At 66.9% G+C, this 15,338-nt stretch carries 12 protein-coding genes; 9 read left to right on the top strand and 3 right to left on the bottom strand.

Going from position 1 to position 15,338, the window contains the following annotated elements; all coding sequences use genetic code 11:
- From LN047_RS10400 to LN047_RS10375, 6 genes are all read left to right on the top strand, one after another.
- Window positions 1-1,605: an AMP-binding protein gene (locus tag LN047_RS10400; RefSeq protein ID WP_373981698.1), complete on the top strand. Its 1,605-nt coding sequence runs from the start codon at window positions 1-3 to the stop codon at window positions 1,603-1,605.
- A 13-nt stretch (window positions 1,606-1,618) separates the two neighbouring features.
- Entirely contained in the window at window positions 1,619-2,362 is a 744-nt protein-coding gene (locus LN047_RS10395; RefSeq protein WP_280021304.1) for a GntR family transcriptional regulator, read from the top strand.
- Window positions 2,363-2,537: 175 nt separating this feature from the next.
- The gene (locus LN047_RS10390; protein ID WP_373982123.1) at window positions 2,538-3,767 is read left to right on the top strand and encodes an ABC transporter substrate-binding protein; all 1,230 of its coding nucleotides are present in this window, start codon (window positions 2,538-2,540) and stop codon (window positions 3,765-3,767) included.
- A 129-nt stretch (window positions 3,768-3,896) separates the two neighbouring features.
- Window positions 3,897-5,117, top strand: a complete 1,221-nt coding sequence (locus LN047_RS10385) for a hypothetical protein (protein ID WP_373981697.1) — start codon at window positions 3,897-3,899, stop codon at window positions 5,115-5,117.
- A gap of 49 nt (window positions 5,118-5,166) precedes the next feature.
- Window positions 5,167-5,604, top strand: coding sequence for an NUDIX hydrolase (locus LN047_RS10380; protein ID WP_373981696.1), 438 nt, complete (start codon window positions 5,167-5,169; stop codon window positions 5,602-5,604).
- Window positions 5,605-5,664: 60 nt separating this feature from the next.
- Window positions 5,665-7,059, top strand: coding sequence for a GntP family permease (locus tag LN047_RS10375; RefSeq protein WP_373981695.1), 1,395 nt, complete (start codon window positions 5,665-5,667; stop codon window positions 7,057-7,059).
- On the opposite strand, the gene LN047_RS10370 is transcribed toward LN047_RS10375, so the two are convergent.
- Window positions 7,038-7,949 carry a LysR family transcriptional regulator gene (locus LN047_RS10370; RefSeq protein ID WP_373981694.1) on the bottom strand — a complete coding sequence of 304 codons (912 nt, stop codon included), beginning with the start codon at window positions 7,947-7,949 and terminating at the stop codon, window positions 7,038-7,040. The genes LN047_RS10375 and LN047_RS10370 overlap by 22 nt on opposite strands.
- 125 nt (window positions 7,950-8,074) lie before the next feature.
- Between LN047_RS10370 and LN047_RS10365 the strand changes: the two genes are divergently transcribed.
- The gene (locus LN047_RS10365) at window positions 8,075-8,818 is read left to right on the top strand and encodes an SDR family oxidoreductase (RefSeq protein ID WP_373981693.1); all 744 of its coding nucleotides are present in this window, start codon (window positions 8,075-8,077) and stop codon (window positions 8,816-8,818) included.
- Between the two features lie 322 nt (window positions 8,819-9,140).
- The gene (locus LN047_RS10360; RefSeq protein WP_056316258.1) at window positions 9,141-10,025 is read left to right on the top strand and encodes a crotonase/enoyl-CoA hydratase family protein; all 885 of its coding nucleotides are present in this window, start codon (window positions 9,141-9,143) and stop codon (window positions 10,023-10,025) included.
- Between the two features lie 24 nt (window positions 10,026-10,049).
- Here the strand turns inward: LN047_RS10360 and pdeR are convergent, their stop codons facing one another.
- Together pdeR and LN047_RS10350 are read right to left on the bottom strand one after the other, a co-directional pair.
- Window positions 10,050-12,047: a cyclic di-GMP phosphodiesterase gene (gene pdeR / locus LN047_RS10355; RefSeq protein ID WP_179688839.1), complete on the bottom strand. Its 1,998-nt coding sequence runs from the start codon at window positions 12,045-12,047 to the stop codon at window positions 10,050-10,052.
- Window positions 12,048-12,338: 291 nt separating this feature from the next.
- Window positions 12,339-13,334, bottom strand: coding sequence for a tripartite tricarboxylate transporter substrate binding protein (locus LN047_RS10350; RefSeq protein ID WP_056316251.1), 996 nt, complete (start codon window positions 13,332-13,334; stop codon window positions 12,339-12,341).
- 222 nt (window positions 13,335-13,556) lie between these two features.
- On the opposite strand from LN047_RS10350, the gene LN047_RS10345 reads away from it, so the two are divergent.
- The gene (locus LN047_RS10345) at window positions 13,557-15,332 is read left to right on the top strand and encodes an IlvD/Edd family dehydratase (protein ID WP_062840811.1); all 1,776 of its coding nucleotides are present in this window, start codon (window positions 13,557-13,559) and stop codon (window positions 15,330-15,332) included.
- The last annotated feature ends 6 nt before the right edge of the window (window positions 15,333-15,338 follow it).

Genomic DNA, 15,338 nt, shown 5'->3' with positions numbered 1-15,338 from the left:
ATGCCGCTGTCCCACTCCACGTTCTCCCAACACCTGGATGCGCTGGCGGCCCGGCAGCCCGATGCCATTGCGCTGATCGACCGCGACCAGCCGCTGCGTCTTGCCGACCTGCGCGCGCGCAGCCGCGCGTTGGCGGCCGGCCTTGCCCGCATCGGTGTGCAGCCCGGCCACCGCGTCGCCGTCTGGCTGCCCAATTGCGCCGCCTGGGTCGAAACCTTTCTGGCGTGCGCGCATCTGGGCGCGCTGGTGCTGGCCGTCAACACCCGCTTCCGGTCGGTGGAGGTGGCCGACATCCTGGGCCGCGGCCGCGCCGACTGGCTGGTGTACTGGCCCGACTTCAAGGGCATCGACTTCCAGGGCATCCTGGATGGCGTGGCGCCCGTGGATGCGGAGCAGTTGCAGGGCGCGGTCGCCCTGGCCGGACCGGACGAACTGCCCCCGGCATCGCTGCACGGCAAGCCGGTGCACCGGTACGACGCGCTTCTGGCCTGTGCCGACCCCACGCCCGCCGCCCACCCCAATGCCGGCGTGCTGTGCTTCACCACATCCGGCACCACCTCCAAGCCCAAGTTCGTCCTGCACGACCAGAAGACCCTCTTGCGGCACGGCGCCATGGTCGCGCAGGCGTTCGGCTACGACGACCGGGCCTGCGTGCTGGCCAGCGCGCCATTCTGCGGCGCCTTCGGGTTTGCCACGCTGGTGGGCGGTCTGGCCCGCGGCGTGCCCGTCGTCTGCGCGCCCGTTTTCGATGCGGCCCAATCGGCACGCGCCATCGCCCGCCACGCCGTCACGCACACCTACGCCAACAATGAGGCCCTGGTCGGCATGATGCAGGCCGCCGCGCCCGGCAAGTTCTCGTCCGTCCAGTTGTTCGGGTTTGCCAGCTTCACGCCCGCGCTGGACAACATGCTGGACCTGGCCCGCGCGGCCGGCGTGCCGCTCACCGGCCTGTATGGCTCCAGCGAACTGATCGCGCTGGTGGCCGGCCAGCCCCGCGATCCCGCCGAAGGCGACGTGTCGGCGCGGCACCAGCCCGGCGGCACGCTGATCTACCCGGGCGCCCGCGTGCGGGCCCGCGATCCCGAAAGCGGCCAGGTGCTGCCGCACGGCCAGTCCGGCGAGATCGAAATCCTGTCGCCCAGCCTGATGCTCGGCTACCTGGACAATCCGGACGCCACCCGCGCCGCCCTGACGGCCGACGGCTACTTCAAGACCGGCGATCTGGGCTATACGCTGACCGACCGGCAATTCGTGTTCCAGACCCGGATGGGGGATTCGCTGCGGCTCTCGGGCTTTCTGGTCAATCCGGTGGAGATCGAGCAGGTCGTCGAAACCCTGCCGGGCGTGCGCGCCTGCCAGGTGGTGGGCGCCACGCGCCACGGCAAGATCGTGCCCTACGCCTTCGTGCTGCTGCACGCGGGCGCCCAGGCCGACCCGGCCGGTTGGACCGCCGCGTGCAAGGCGGCCATGGCGGGTTTCAAGGCGCCCGCCGGGTTTACCGTGCTGGACGCCTTTCCGTCGGTCGAGAGCGCCAACTCGGTCAAGATCCAGAAGCACCGGCTGCGCGAGATGGCGGACGCTATGCTCTCGGGTTCCGCGTCATAACCCTCCGCCCGCCATGCCCGCCCGCAAGCTTTTTTCGCGCAGTCCCCAGCCGCTTTATCTGCAGGCCGCCGCGCTGTTTCGCAGCCACATCCAGAACCGGACGTGGCGGCCCGGACAGCAGATTCCGCCGCTGGAATCGCTGATGGAAACCTACGGCATCTCGCGCGCGACCATCCGCCAGGCGTTCGGCCTGCTGGAAGAGGACGGCCTCATCCGGCGCTCGCGCGGGTCGGGCACCTTCGTGAACGCCGAGCTGCCGGAAACGCCCACGCTGCTCATTCCCAAGACCTGGGCTGAAACCGTCGAGCTGAGCAACCAGCTGGGCACGGTGTCGCTGGTCGAGTCCAACGCCGACTCCCCGCTGCCCGACACGCTGGGCATGCCGTGCGGCGCCGACCGCAGCGGCAGCTTTCAGTACCTGCGGCGCATCCACACGACCGATGCCGGCCCTTTCTGCTATAGCGAGGTCTTTCTGGACAGCGGCCTCTTTCGCAAGCATCGCGCCCGCATCCAGAAGAGCACCGTCGCGCCCGTGCTGGACCAGTTCTACGGGGCGCGCATCTCCGAGGCGCGCCAGGTCCTGAATGTGATCGAGGCGGGCCAGGAGTCGGCCGAATCGCTGCAGATTCCCGTGTCCTCGCCGGTGGCCGAACTGCGCCGCTATGCCTGCATCGACGGCCGCGTGGTGTATTTCGCGCGGCTGGAATTTCCGTTTCGCAAGGTGCGGATGGAATTCGACCTGCTCACCAGCCGCTGACCCGCTCGCGAAACCGCATGAAGGAGACCATCGCCCGCCCATTGCCCACCACCGCCGTCCGCACCACAAACAAGGCGCCAGATCAATAAAACCAGGACACGCGCCCGCACTATCCGAAAAGAATCCGGCATACAGGGAGACAACCATGAAGCATGCCGACAAGACCCGGATTTCAATGCAGTGCCGCAGCAAGATCATCCAATTGTTTACCGCCACGGCGATAGCTGCCGCCGCCGGCGCGCACGCGCAGTCGCCTGCGCCCGCCGTCTCTGACGACGTCGTGCGGCTGGGCCTGATCCTGGACATGAGCGGCGTCTATGCCGACGTGACCGGCAAGGGCAGCGCCACCGCCGCCGAGATGGCGATCGCCGACTTCGGCGGGACCGTGCTGGGCAAGAAGGTGGACCTGCTGGTGGTGGACCACCAGAACAAGGCCGACATCGCCGCCGCCAAGGCGCGCGAGTGGTACGACACCCAGAAGGTCGATGCCATCATGGACGTCGCCGGCTCCGCCCCCGCGCTGGCCGTGCTGGAAGTGGCGCGCGAAAAGAAGAAGATCGTCGTCTTCAGCGGACCGGGCACCGAGCGCATCACCAACGACCTGTGCTCGCCCTATTCCGTGCACTACACCTACGACACCTGGTCGCTCGCCAACACCACCGCGCGCGCCACCGTCGAGCAAGGCGGCAAGAGCTGGTACTTCCTGACGGCCGACTACGCGTTCGGCCACACGCTGCAGGCCTCGGCCACCGACGTCGTGAAGGCCAACGGCGGCACGGTGCTGGGCGCCTCGCGCCACCCGCTGGGTTCCAGCGACTTTGCCTCGTACCTGTTGCAGGCGCAAGCCAGCAAGGCGCAGATCGTCGGGCTGGCCAACGCGGGCGGCGACACGGTCAACGCCATCAAGGCAGCCAGCGAATTCGGGCTGACCAAGGGCGGGCAGAAGATGGCGGGCCTGCTCCTGTACATCAACGACATCCACGCCATCGGCCTGGACGCCGCCGCGGGCCTGACGCTGACGGAAGCCTTCTACTGGGACATGAACGACCAGACCCGCGCCTGGTCGCAGCGCTATTACGACAAGCTCAAGAAGATGCCCAACATGAGCCAGGCGGGCACGTATTCGTCGGTGATGCACTACCTGAAAGCCGTGCAGGCGGCGGGCACCGACGAACCCACTGCCGTCATGAAGCAGATGAAGGCCACCCCCATCAACGACTTCTTCGCCACCAACGGCCGCATCCGCGAGGACGGCCGCATGGTCCACGACATGTACCTGTTCGAGGTGAAAAAGCCGTCGGAATCCAAGCGGCCGTGGGACTACTACAAGCTGGTGGCCACGCTGCCCGGCGACCAGGCCTTCATGCCGCTGTCCCGGTCGACGTGCCCGCTGGTGAAGAAGTAGCGCGGCAGGCGGTCCCGCGGCGGGCGGACGCGGCGCGCGGACGCGGCTGATGGCAACCGCGGCGGGTAACGCCCGTCGCGGGAAACGCCCGCCGCGTTATCCTTTCGGCTTTGCCTTCGCCGCTCCGACATGCCACACCGCGCAGCCCGCATCATCGAGGGAAAGATTGACCAGATCCGGCTCGCAACGCCAGTCTGGCGAAACGATGTCTTCCTGCGGGTCGGCGCGCAAACCATTTGGGGTCCCGGGCTGGACCCATCGCACATCGCCCAGTTGCGCGCCTTCCACGACAAAGGCACGGCCGTTCGCATTGGCGTGCTGGAGGCCCAGCATGGCCTGAACCGCTTCTGTTGGGCCGTGCCGGCGCAGGGCGATCCCATTGCTCCGCTCACCTACCAGACCGCGCAACGGCGTAGCGGGCGCGAGGCCGCGATCTGCGGCGCCGTGGGCGTGACCGCGCTGGGTGCGGCGTGGCTGTCCGGGATCGCGACGCTGCCGCGCGTATTCCTGATGGTGTTCGCGCTGGTGATCGCGTTGATGGGGCTGGTACTTGCCGCGAATGCCTTGCATGTCCTCTGGCACAACCGCCGCGAGCGGCCACGCATTCTCGCCAGCGAGGCGCAGTTCGATCCCGCCCGGCGGCCAGCGGCCATGGTGGCCGCTTCAGCTGCGCCAGCCGCCCCGCGTCCCCGGCAGGAACCCGCTGCGCTGACGCAGGATGGCGATCCGCCCCTGCTCCTGATCCGGGGGCAGCTTGACGGGATCACGCATGAAACGCGGCATGTGCACAAAGGCCCGACCTACGGCCACTATCGCTTTTCCATCCAGGGCCGCCCGTTCCTGATGACGGTCGATGAATCGCTGGGAAGCTGGCAGCCGTTCCTGGCGCAGGACGATGCCGTTGAAATGGCCGTCAACGCCCAGCCGGTTCCGGGCGAACCGCATGCGGTGTATGCGCTGCGCAATCTGGAGGACGGGCGGGCCTACCTGTGTCATCTGCGATTCCGCGCCATTCCGGGCCGCGACACGCCGGTCGGCGTCGGCATGAACCAGCGCGCGCCCCTGCTCAAGGCCATCGGCGGCTTGATGCTTGCGGTCTGGCTGTTTCTGATTGGCCTGACCTGGTTCATGGACGCCGACGCGCTACAGGGCGATTTTCCGGAACTCGCGCTTTTCATCCTGGGGATGTTCCTGGTGGTATGGCTGTGCTTTGCGCTGCCGCTTCTGTGGCTCGACATGCGGTGGCGCATGGGCAGGCCGACACGGCGCCAGCGCATCACCGAACGTATCTACGCGCTGCTCGGCCTGGGCACGCCGTTCGCCCCCAGCCAACGCATCGAAGAGGTGTGACCGGACCAGCGTATCCTTGCCGCATGCCTGACTGCCGCTGGAGACCCGCATGACCCAACCCGCCCCGCGCCCCATCGCCGCCACCATCGCCGCCGTCGTGCGCGACGGCCACGTGCTGCTGGTGCGCCGCGCCAATCCGCCCGATCAGGACCGCTGGGCGTTTCCGGGCGGCAAGATCGATGCGGGCGAACGCCTTCCCGATGCGGCCGCGCGAGAGTTGCTGGAAGAAACGGGCGTCACGGCCGAGCCGCTGCACGTCTTCGACGCCGTCGACGTGTTCGACCGCGACGACGCAGGCGCCCTGCACCGCCACTTCATCCTGATCGCGGTGCTGTGCCGCTGGGTGTCCGGCAAACCGGTCGCCGGCGACGATGCCCGCGACGCGCGCTGGGTGTCCCTGGCCGATCTTGATGACCACGCACTGGCCACCAGTTTCGGCGTCGCGGAACTGGCGCATAAGGCGGCCGACTTGATGGCAGCGCGCTGACCGCCCGATACGTTAAGGTGTAGCCCCACACCCCTTGTCTCTTCATTCCTGGAGTACCGAATGACCGGATTGTTCATCGTGGTGGCGGCGTTGGCGTTCTTGATGCTGGCGGCGTATCGAGGCTATAGCGTGATCCTTTGCGCGCCCATTGCGGCGATGGGCGCGGTGCTGCTGACGGACCCGTCCGCGCTGGCGCCCGTGTTCTCGGGCATCTTCATGGAGCGCATGGCGGGCTTTGCCAAGCTCTACTTCCCCGTGTTCCTCCTGGGCGCCGTGTTCGGCAAGCTGATCGAGCTATCGGGCTTTTCGCGCGCCATCGTGCAAGCGGTGCTGCGGCTGATCGGGGCCGAGCGCGCCATCGTGGCCATCGTGCTGGTCTGCGCGGTGCTGACTTACGGCGGCGTGTCGCTGTTCGTGGTGGTGTTCGCGGTGTACCCGTTCGCCGCCGAGATGTTCCGCCAGGGCGGCATCCCCAAGCGTCTGATGCCGGGCGCGATTGCGCTGGGCGCCTTCACGTTCACCATGACGGCGCTGCCGGGCACGCCGCAGATCCAGAACATCATTCCGACGACCTTCTTCGAGACCACGACCTGGGCCGCACCCTGGCTGGGCCTCATCGGCGCCACGTTCACGCTGACCGCGGGCATCGCCTACCTGGAATGGCGCCGCAAGCGCGCCGCCGCGGCCGGCGAGACCTACGGCACGGACCTGCGCAACGAACCCGCCACGCCCCCCGCCGAACGCAATCACCATCCGCTGATCGCGCTGCTGCCGCTGGTGGTGGTGGGTGTGATGAACTTTCTGCTGACGCGCTGGATCCCGGGCTGGTATCCGGCCGGTTCCGAAGTGAACTTGCCCGGCCTGCCCAAGCCCCTGCCCGTCAACGCGGACGAGCAGGTGGCGCTGTGGGCCGTGATGGGTGCGCTGATCGCGGGCATCGTCACCATCCTGCTGTTCTCGTTTCGCGCCATCAAGTCGCATTTTGCCGAGGGCAGCAAGAGCGCCGTGTCGGGCGCGCTGCTGGCCTCGATGAACACCGCGGCCGAGTACGGGTTCGGCGGCGTCATCGCCGCACTGCCGGGCTTTCTGCTGGTGGCGCAGGCCCTGAAAGCCATTCCCGATCCGCTGGTCGGCGAAGCGGTGGCGGTGACGACGCTGGCCGGCATCACCGGATCGGCCTCCGGCGGCATGAGCATCGCGCTGGCCGCGATGTCGCAGACCTTTATCGACGGCGCCCTGGCGGCCGGCATTCCCATGGAAGTGCTGCACCGGGTCGCTGCGATGGCGAGCGGCGGCATGGACACGCTGCCGCACAACGGCGCGGTCATCACGCTGCTGGCCGTCACGGGCCTGACGCACCGCCAGTCCTATGGCGATATCTTCGCCATCACCCTGATATCGACGATGTCGGTGTTCCTGGTGATCGGCGTGTTCTACCTGACCGGCATCGTCTGATCGAAGGCGGCGGCAAACACGCCCGCCAGCCACTGCGTGAACACGCGCACCCGCGCCGGCACCTGCCGGTTCTGCGGCGTCAACACCGACACCGGCATCGGCGCGGGCGGCGCCTGGGGCAGCACGATCTTCAAGTGCCCCGCCGCCAGTTCGCGTTCCACGCGATAGCGCGGCACCTGCACCATACCCAGGCCCGCCAATGCCGCGCTGGTGTAAAGCTCGGCGCCGCTCACGCTGACCACCGCGCGCGGGCGCACCTGCACGATGCGGCCATCGACCCAAAAATCCAGCGGCGCCGCGCGGCCCGTGGCGCTGGACACGTAGTCCACGGCCAGGTGCTTTTCCAGCGCCTGCACGCTGTCCGGCATGCCATGTCGAGCCAGATACGCGGGGCTGGCCACCGTTACCTGCGGCATCTGCGCGATCGTCCGCCCGACAAGCGTCGAATCCTGCAGCACGCCCGCCCGCAGCACGCAATCCACACCTTCACGCACCAGGTCCACCAGCCGGTCGTCTTCGCCCAAGTGCAGCGCAATGTCGGGATAGCGCTTCAGAAAGTCCGGCAGGCCGGGCATCACGAAAAAGCGGGCAAGCGTGCCCTGCGCATTGACCCTGAGCAGCCCCTTGGGGGCCGTATCCAGGAACGCGCCATCGGCTTCCTCCAGGTCGGCCAGCAGCCGCACGCACCGCCGGTAGTGGGCCTCGCCGTCATGCGTCAGCCGCACCTGGCGCGTGGTGCGCTCGAGCAGGCGTGCGCCCAACCGGGCCTCCATGCGCTTGATCAGGTTGGTCACCGTGGCACGCGGAATGCGCAGGTCATCGGAGGCCTTGGTAAAGCTGCCGCGCTCTGCAATGCGCACGAACACCTGCATTTCCTGGAATCGATCCATGCCTTTGGCTGCCCGCCGTACGGGCCAATTGTTAAAGCAAATGAAATTATCTTAGCAAACGCCGCCTAATTATCTTTCGAACGGAATAGTCGATCATACGCCTCACCCTTTCACGGAGAGATCGCATGACCGACCAAGCTTCCCAACGCGTTGCCCTCGTCACGGGCGGATCGCGCGGCATCGGCGCCGCCATCGTGCGCCGCCTGGCCAATGACGGCTTTGCCGTCGCCATCAACCATGCGTCCGGCGCGGCAGACGCCGACGCCCTGGCCGCCGACATCCGCCAGGTCGGCGGACGCGCCCTCGCGGTGCGTGCAGACGTCTCCAAGCCGGATGCGGTGCGCGCGATGTTCGATGCCGTCACGGCCGAATTCGGCCGCCTGGACGTGCTGGTCAACAGCGCGGGCGTGCTGCAGGTGCAGCCGCTGGCGGACACCAGCGACGACCTGTACGACCGGACGTTCGACATCAACACCCGCGGCACCTTCAACACCCTGCGCGAGGCGGCCGCCCGCCTTGCCGATGGCGGCAGCATCGTCAATGTGTCCAGCACCACCGTCGCGCTCAACCTGCCCGGCTACTCGGTCTACATCGCCAGCAAGGCCGCCGTCGAAAGCCTGACGCAGGTCTTTGCCAAGGAACTGCGCGGCCGCCAGATCAGGGTGAATGCCGTCGCCCCCGGCCCCGTCGCCACCGAGCTGTTCTTCAAGGGCAAGAGCCCCGAGCTGATCGAGCACTACGCCAAGATGCCGCCGCTCGAACGCCTGGGCCAACCGGATGACATCGCGGGCATCGTCTCGTTTCTGGCGGGACCGGACAGCGGGTGGGTAAATGGGCAGATCGTGCGCGCCAATGGCGGCGTGGCCTGAAAATTTTTCGTCAGCGCCGACGCCTTCCTGCGGCGCGCTCTCATCCCAATGCACGAGCCCGGCCAGTCGGCCGGGTTTTTCTTTCACGGCGTTGAACGCCGCATATTTGCTGCTGTCCTCATCCGTTCTACCCATGCGCACCTCGGCCGATGGACCGAGGGGCCGTTGCGGGTTTTCAGATTTTCCGATCGCGCGCTCCGGACTTTGCATTACGGAAAAGTCTGGCCAGTTGGACGAGGTTTGCATGAGACGGAGTGCCTAAGCCGTGGTTTAGCCTGACCCGGCAGTACTCCGACTCACCTTGATCGATTGGACGAAAGCAATGAATCAACTCATTCATCCGGACTGCCACCCCTTTACCGCCGCAGGCAATCTGAAGCAGATCTCCGCGTATTACGAGGAAGGTCGCCGTGTCATGTGGATGATGCTGCGCGCGCAACCGCGCCCGTGCTTTAACCATGAACTCATCGACGAGATCATGACCTTGGCGCGCGCCGCCAAGGATTCCGGCCTGCCCATCGACTTCTGGGTCACCGGTTCGCTGGTGCCTCAGATCTACAACGTTGGCGGCGACCTGAACTTTTTCGCCGAGGCCATCCGCACCGGCAAGCGCGAGGCGCTTCGGGCCTATGCCCGCGCCTGCGTCGACTGCGTACATGCCGCCACGCGCGGTTTCGATACCGGCGCCATCTCGCTGGCCATGATCGAAGGCACCGCGCTGGGCGGCGGCTTCGAGGCCGCGCTGGCCCACCACTTCGTGCTGGCGCAGAACAATGCGCGCATGGGCTTTCCCGAAATGGCGTTCAACCTGTTTCCCGGCATGGGCGGCTATTCGCTGGTCGCGCGCCGCTCGGGCATGAAGCTGGCCGAAGAGCTGATCGGCACCGGCGAATCGCACACCGCCGAGTGGTATCACGGCCGCGGCCTGGTCGACGTGTTGTTCGAGCCGGGCGACGCCTACAAGGCCACGCGCACTTTCATCGACGTCATGCGCCCCAAGCTCAACGGCATGCGCGCGATGCTGCGCGCCCGCCAGCGCGTGCTCAGCCTGTCGCGTTCCGAGCTGATGGATATCACCGAGGATTGGGTCGAGGCGGCCTTCTCCATCGATCCGAAGGACCGCGCCTACATGGAACGGCTGGTGATGGCGCAGAACCGCCGCACGGCAGGCAGCTCGGAAGCCACCGAAGTGGCCACCATGCACTGATCCGGCGGCGCGCCGCCGGTTGCGTCACGCGATGAGATGCAGCCGGCGGCGTTGCGCTAGCCAGGCGGTGAGCTCTTGCGCCGGCATGGGCTTGGCGTACAGATAGCCCTGCTTGGCGTCCACGCCCAGGGTGTCCAGGAAAACCGTTTCTTCCTGGGTTTCCACGCCCTCGGCGATGACCTTGAGCTCCAGCGTGCGCGCCACCGCGACGATGGCGCGCGCCAGCGCCTGCGACACCGGATTCTCGTTCACGCCGCGCACGAAGCTGGCGTCGAGCTTGATCGCGTCCAGCGGAATGCGCGCCAGCTGCGACAGCGACGAATAGCCCGTGCCGAAGTCGTCCAGGTGCACGCGCGCGCCCAGTTGCCGGAACTGCTTGATGAGTTCGATGGCGGCGTCTTCATCGTCGATCAGGCAGCTTTCCGTCAGTTCGATATCGAGAAGGCAGGGATTGAGGCTGGCGTCGTTGATGGCCCGCATGAATTCGCTGACCACACCCTTGTCGTCCAGCTGGCGGGCCGACATGTTGATGGCGATGCGCAGGTTCAGGCCGTCGCGCTTCCAGGCCGCCGCCTGCCGCGCGGCTTCGCGCATCACCCAGACACCCAGCGGCGAGATGAGGCCCGACTCCTCGGCATACGGAATGAAGGTGTCGGGTCCGACCATGCCGCGCTCCGGAGAGCGCCAGCGCACCAGCGCTTCCACGCCGTCCACCTCGCCGGTGCGTCCCACCAGCTTGGGCTGGTAGTACAGCATCAGATGATTCTCGGCCAGCGCCTTGCGCAGATTGGTGTCCAGCCACACGTAGTCCGCGTTGCGGCGGTCCATGTCGGGCTGGAACACGCGGTACGTATGGCGGCCCGCTTCCTTGGCCACATACATGGCGATGTCGGCGCTGCGCACCACGCTGTCCAGGTCGGCCCCGTGGTCGGGGTACATGGCGATGCCGATGGAGCAACTGGTGTAGACCTCGATGAGGCCCTGGCGGAAGGGCTCGCGCAGCCGGTCGATGATGCGCTGCGCGGTGGCCTCCAGCTGCCAGGCCTGCGCCTCTTCCTGCAGCACGATGAATTCGTCGCCGCCCAGGCGGGCCAGCGTCTGGCCATCGGAAAGGCAGTTCGAGATGGCGACGGCCACGGCTTTCAACAGCCGGTCGCCGAAGCCGTGGCCGTAGTGGTCGTTGATGCGCTTGAAGTTGTCCAGGTCCAGGAACAGCACCCCGCCCCGCCCTTCCCGGCCGGCGTCCAGCGCGGCCTTCAACCGCGACGTGATCGCGTGCCGGTTGGGCAGGTTGGTCAGCATGTCGGTGTTGGCAAGCACCCGCAGGCGTTCCTGCGCCTGACGCTCTTCCGTGATGTCCGTGCCCGAACAGATCAGGTAGACGCGCTTTTCCCCGCTGCCGCTGGTGACGAACTTGTTGCGGAACAAAAAGAGGCGCGGACCCTTGACGGTGTTGATCGTGCGCTCGACCTCATACGATTGGCCGCGCTTGTAGAACTCGGCAATATTGCGGCGCGAGGCGATGGCTTCTTCGCGCGTCATGAACATCTCGAAGACGCTGCGGCCCACGATGTCCTGTTCGCGCTTGCCGGTGTATTCCTCGCTGAGCTTGTTAAAGCGCTGCACGCGGCCGTTCTGGTCGACGATGACGATGACCGAATTGGCTTCCGATACCACCGTTTCGGCGAACGACAGGCCTTCGACGAGGTCCTTGGCGACGGATTCGGTATCGGTGTGGGCCGAGGCGGTGCCGGCCCATTCGTTCGGATTGATCTTGCGGCCGACCAGGTGCAGGTGCAGCAGATCGCCATACAGCATGATGTCGATGCGCACGCTGGACGTGATGCCGGTCAGGCTGCGCACGGCCTCGGCCTGATCCGGGCGCAAGGCCATGGCGATATTGGTCGCGCCCTTGACTGCGGCGAGTTCAATCGCATCGCTATCGGCGGATAACCGCCAATATGGGCTCTGCGTACCGAAATGCGTGTGCAGGATCGACTTTTCGTCCTGGTTCTCAGTCATTGGTATCCCCCCGCCGTCCTAAGGCCCGCGAAACACATTACGGGCTACTGAATTTGGGGTCAACCACCTTTGCGGCGGTGCAAACCTGTTTATTGCGGTTTATTGCACAGCCATTCCCGCAGCTTTGCAATTGTCTGAAATACAGGTGTTTTCCCGGCGCAGCCGGCGTGCGACGGGAATCGATTATTTCGCTTCCTTTCAATACCCGCAAAAACGACAACGCCGGAAACCCTTGGAGGGTTTCCGGCGCATGGCGGAGATGGCGCGCAAGGCGCCCCCGCGGCAATGGGCTTATTCGCCCTTCACGCCGGCCTCATCGATGACCTTGGTCCAGCGCGCCACTTCGGCCGACACGCGCTTGCCGGCGTCGGCAGGCGTGGTCCACGTGGCGATCGCGCCCTGGTTCAGCAGCGACGCCTTCACTTCGGGCTTGGCCAGGATCTTCTTGAGCTCGGCATTCAGGCGTTCGATGACCGGCGCCGGCGTGTTGGCGGGCGCCACGATGCCGAACATCGAGCTGACCTCGAAGTCCTTCAGGCCGGCCTCGGCGGCGGTGGGCACGTCGGGCAGCGCATCGACGCGCTGCGGCGAGGTCACCGCCAGGGCGCGCAGCTTGCCCGCCTTGATGTTGGCCTGCGCCGCAGGCACCGTTTCGATCATGCTCAGCACCTGTCCGCCCATCAGGTCGGTCATGGCCGGGCCGCTGCCCTTGTAAGGCACGTGCAGGATGTCGGCGCCCGCCGCGCGCTTGAACATTTCGCCGGCCAGATGCTGGGGCGAGCCATTGCCGGCCGAGGCCATGGTCAGGTAGCCGGGCTTGGACTTGGCCAGCGCGATGAACTCGGGCAGCGTCTTGGCCTGCACCGACGGATTCACCACGAACACCAGCGGCACGGTGCCGACGATGGACACCGGCGCGAAGCTCTTTTCCACGTCGTAGGTGACGCGCCCGCGGTACAGCGCGGCATTGATCGAGTGGCTGGTCAGCGCGCCCATCAGCAGCGTGTAGCCGTCGGGCTGGGCCTTGGCGACCTGGTCCGCGCCGATGTTGCCGGCAGCGCCCGCGCGGTTTTCCACCACCACGGTCTGGCCCAGCGCGCCCGTCAATTCCTGCGCAAGCACGCGGCCGATCACGTCGGTGGCGCCCCCGGGCGGGTAAGGCACGATCATGCGGATGGGCTTGTCCGGATAGGCGTCGGCGGCAAGCGCCGGGGCGGAAACGCCGGCGCAAAGGGCCAGCAGGGAAAACAGCACGGCGCGGCGCGGCCGCAGACGCAGGTCTGACATAGGGTCTCTCCAAGCCGGGATGGGTATAGGAATGAACGGACGCCCGGTTCGTCAACCGAGCCAGTGTAGGGGTCCGTGCTTGATTGAAGAATCGCCATTTTTCTATCGACTGATCTTTATTTCAGATCAATAGAAGGCATCTGCACAAACCGCTTGCGGGCGTTGCAAGGGGCTGGATATGATGACGCCGCAGGATTATCAATAATATTATCGGGACTGAAAATGACGGACGAGACCAAGGGCGGCAAGCCCGGCAAGGGCCCCTTTGACAGCGACAGCGCCACCGCGCAGGGTGTGGCCCGCGGGCTGACGAATTACGGCGACAAGGGCTTTTCGCTGTTCCTGCGCAAGGCCTTCATCAAGGGTGCCGGCCTGTCGGACGATGCCCTGGCGCGTCCCATCATCGGTATCGTCAACACCGGCAGCAGCTACAACCCCTGCCACGGCAACGCCCCGCAGCTCATCGAGGCCGTCAAGCGCGGCGTCATGCTGGCCGGCGGCCTGCCGATGGACTTTCCCACCATCTCGGTGCACGAAAGCTTCTCGCAGCCCACCAGCATGTACCTGCGCAACCTCATGTCCATGGACACCGAGGAGATGATCCGCGCGCAGCCGATGGACGCCGTCGTGCTGATCGGCGGCTGCGACAAGACCGTGCCTGCGCAACTGATGGGCGCCGCCTCGGCAGGCGTACCCGCCATCCAGCTCGTCACCGGGTCGATGCTGACCGGCTCGCACCGCGGCGAGCGCGTGGGCGCCTGCACCGACTGCCGCCGCTACTGGGGCCGCTACCGCGCCGAGGAAATCGACGCTGTCGAGATCGCCGACGTGAACAACCAGCTCGTCGCCAGCGTGGGCACCTGTTCCGTCATGGGCACGGCCAGCACGATGGCCTGCATCACCGAAGCGCTGGGCATGATGGTGACCGGCGGCGCCTCGGCCCCGGCCGTCACCGCCGACCGCGTGCGCGTGGCCGAGCACACCGGCGCCACCGCGGTCGCCATGGCGGCTTCGCGCCTGACCCCGGACCGCATCCTGACCGGCAAGTCCATCGAAAACGCGCTGCGCGTGCTGCTTGCCATCGGCGGGTCGACCAACGGCATCGTCCACCTGACCGCCATTGCCGGCCGCCTGGGCATCGACATCGACCTGGCCGGGCTGGACCGCATCAGCCGCGAGACGCCCGTGCTGGTCGACCTGAAGCCGTCGGGCCAGCACTACATGGAAGACTTCCACGACGCGGGCGGCATGCCCGCCCTGCTGCGCGAGCTACGTCCCTTCCTGCATCTGGACGTGCTCACCGTGTCCGGCCGCACGCTGGGCGAAGAACTGGACGACGCCCCCCCGCCCTTCAAGCAGGACGTCATCCGCACGGCCGCCGCGCCCATCTATCCGGTGGGCGGCCTGGCCGTGCTGCGCGGCAACCTGGCGCCCGGCGGCGCCATCATCAAGCAGTCGGCGGCCAATCCCCAACTGATGGAGCACGAAGGCCGCGCGGTGGTGTTCGAAGACGCCGAGGACATGGCGCGCCGCATCGACGACGACGCGCTGGACGTGACCGCCGACGACATCCTGGTGCTCAAGCGCATCGGCCCCACCGGCGCGCCGGGCATGCCCGAAGCCGGCTACATGCCCATCCCGAAGAAGCTGGCGCGCGCCGGCGTCAAGGACATGGTCCGGATCTCGGACGGCCGCATGAGCGGCACCGCGGCCGGCACCATCGTGCTGCACGTCACGCCGGAATCCGCCATCGGCGGTCCGCTGGCCTATGTGCAGAACGGCGACCGCATCCGCCTGTCGGTGGCCCGGCGCGAAATCGCGCTGCTGGTCGACGACGCCGAATTGGCGCGCCGCGCCGCCGCCCAACCCATCACGCGGCCGGCAGCCGACCGCGGCTACCGCAAGCTCTTCCTGCAGTCCGTGACGCAGGCCGACCAGGGCGTCGACTTCGACTTCCTGCGCGCCGGCGTCACGCACGACACGGTGCCCAAGAAGTAAACCTGC

The organism is Achromobacter sp. JD417 (genome assembly GCF_041879325.1).
GTDB classification, from domain to species: domain Bacteria; phylum Pseudomonadota; class Gammaproteobacteria; order Burkholderiales; family Burkholderiaceae_B; genus Achromobacter; species Achromobacter mucicolens.
This window is presented reverse-complemented; position numbering and strand designations above follow the sequence as displayed.

Coding starts and splice junctions, on each gene's coding strand:
- LN047_RS10400 (WP_373981698.1), top strand. CDS start 1: ATGCCGCTGTCCCACTCCACGTTCTCCCAACACCTGGATGCGCTGGCG.
- LN047_RS10395 (WP_280021304.1), top strand. CDS start 1,619: ATGCCCGCCCGCAAGCTTTTTTCGCGCAGTCCCCAGCCGCTTTATCTG.
- LN047_RS10390 (WP_373982123.1), top strand. CDS start 2,538: ATGCAGTGCCGCAGCAAGATCATCCAATTGTTTACCGCCACGGCGATA.
- LN047_RS10385 (WP_373981697.1), top strand. CDS start 3,897: ATGCCACACCGCGCAGCCCGCATCATCGAGGGAAAGATTGACCAGATC.
- LN047_RS10380 (WP_373981696.1), top strand. CDS start 5,167: ATGACCCAACCCGCCCCGCGCCCCATCGCCGCCACCATCGCCGCCGTC.
- LN047_RS10375 (WP_373981695.1), top strand. CDS start 5,665: ATGACCGGATTGTTCATCGTGGTGGCGGCGTTGGCGTTCTTGATGCTG.
- LN047_RS10370 (WP_373981694.1), bottom strand. CDS start 7,949: ATGGATCGATTCCAGGAAATGCAGGTGTTCGTGCGCATTGCAGAGCGC.
- LN047_RS10365 (WP_373981693.1), top strand. CDS start 8,075: ATGACCGACCAAGCTTCCCAACGCGTTGCCCTCGTCACGGGCGGATCG.
- LN047_RS10360 (WP_056316258.1), top strand. CDS start 9,141: ATGAATCAACTCATTCATCCGGACTGCCACCCCTTTACCGCCGCAGGC.
- pdeR (WP_179688839.1), bottom strand. CDS start 12,047: ATGACTGAGAACCAGGACGAAAAGTCGATCCTGCACACGCATTTCGGT.
- LN047_RS10350 (WP_056316251.1), bottom strand. CDS start 13,334: ATGTCAGACCTGCGTCTGCGGCCGCGCCGCGCCGTGCTGTTTTCCCTG.
- LN047_RS10345 (WP_062840811.1), top strand. CDS start 13,557: ATGACGGACGAGACCAAGGGCGGCAAGCCCGGCAAGGGCCCCTTTGAC.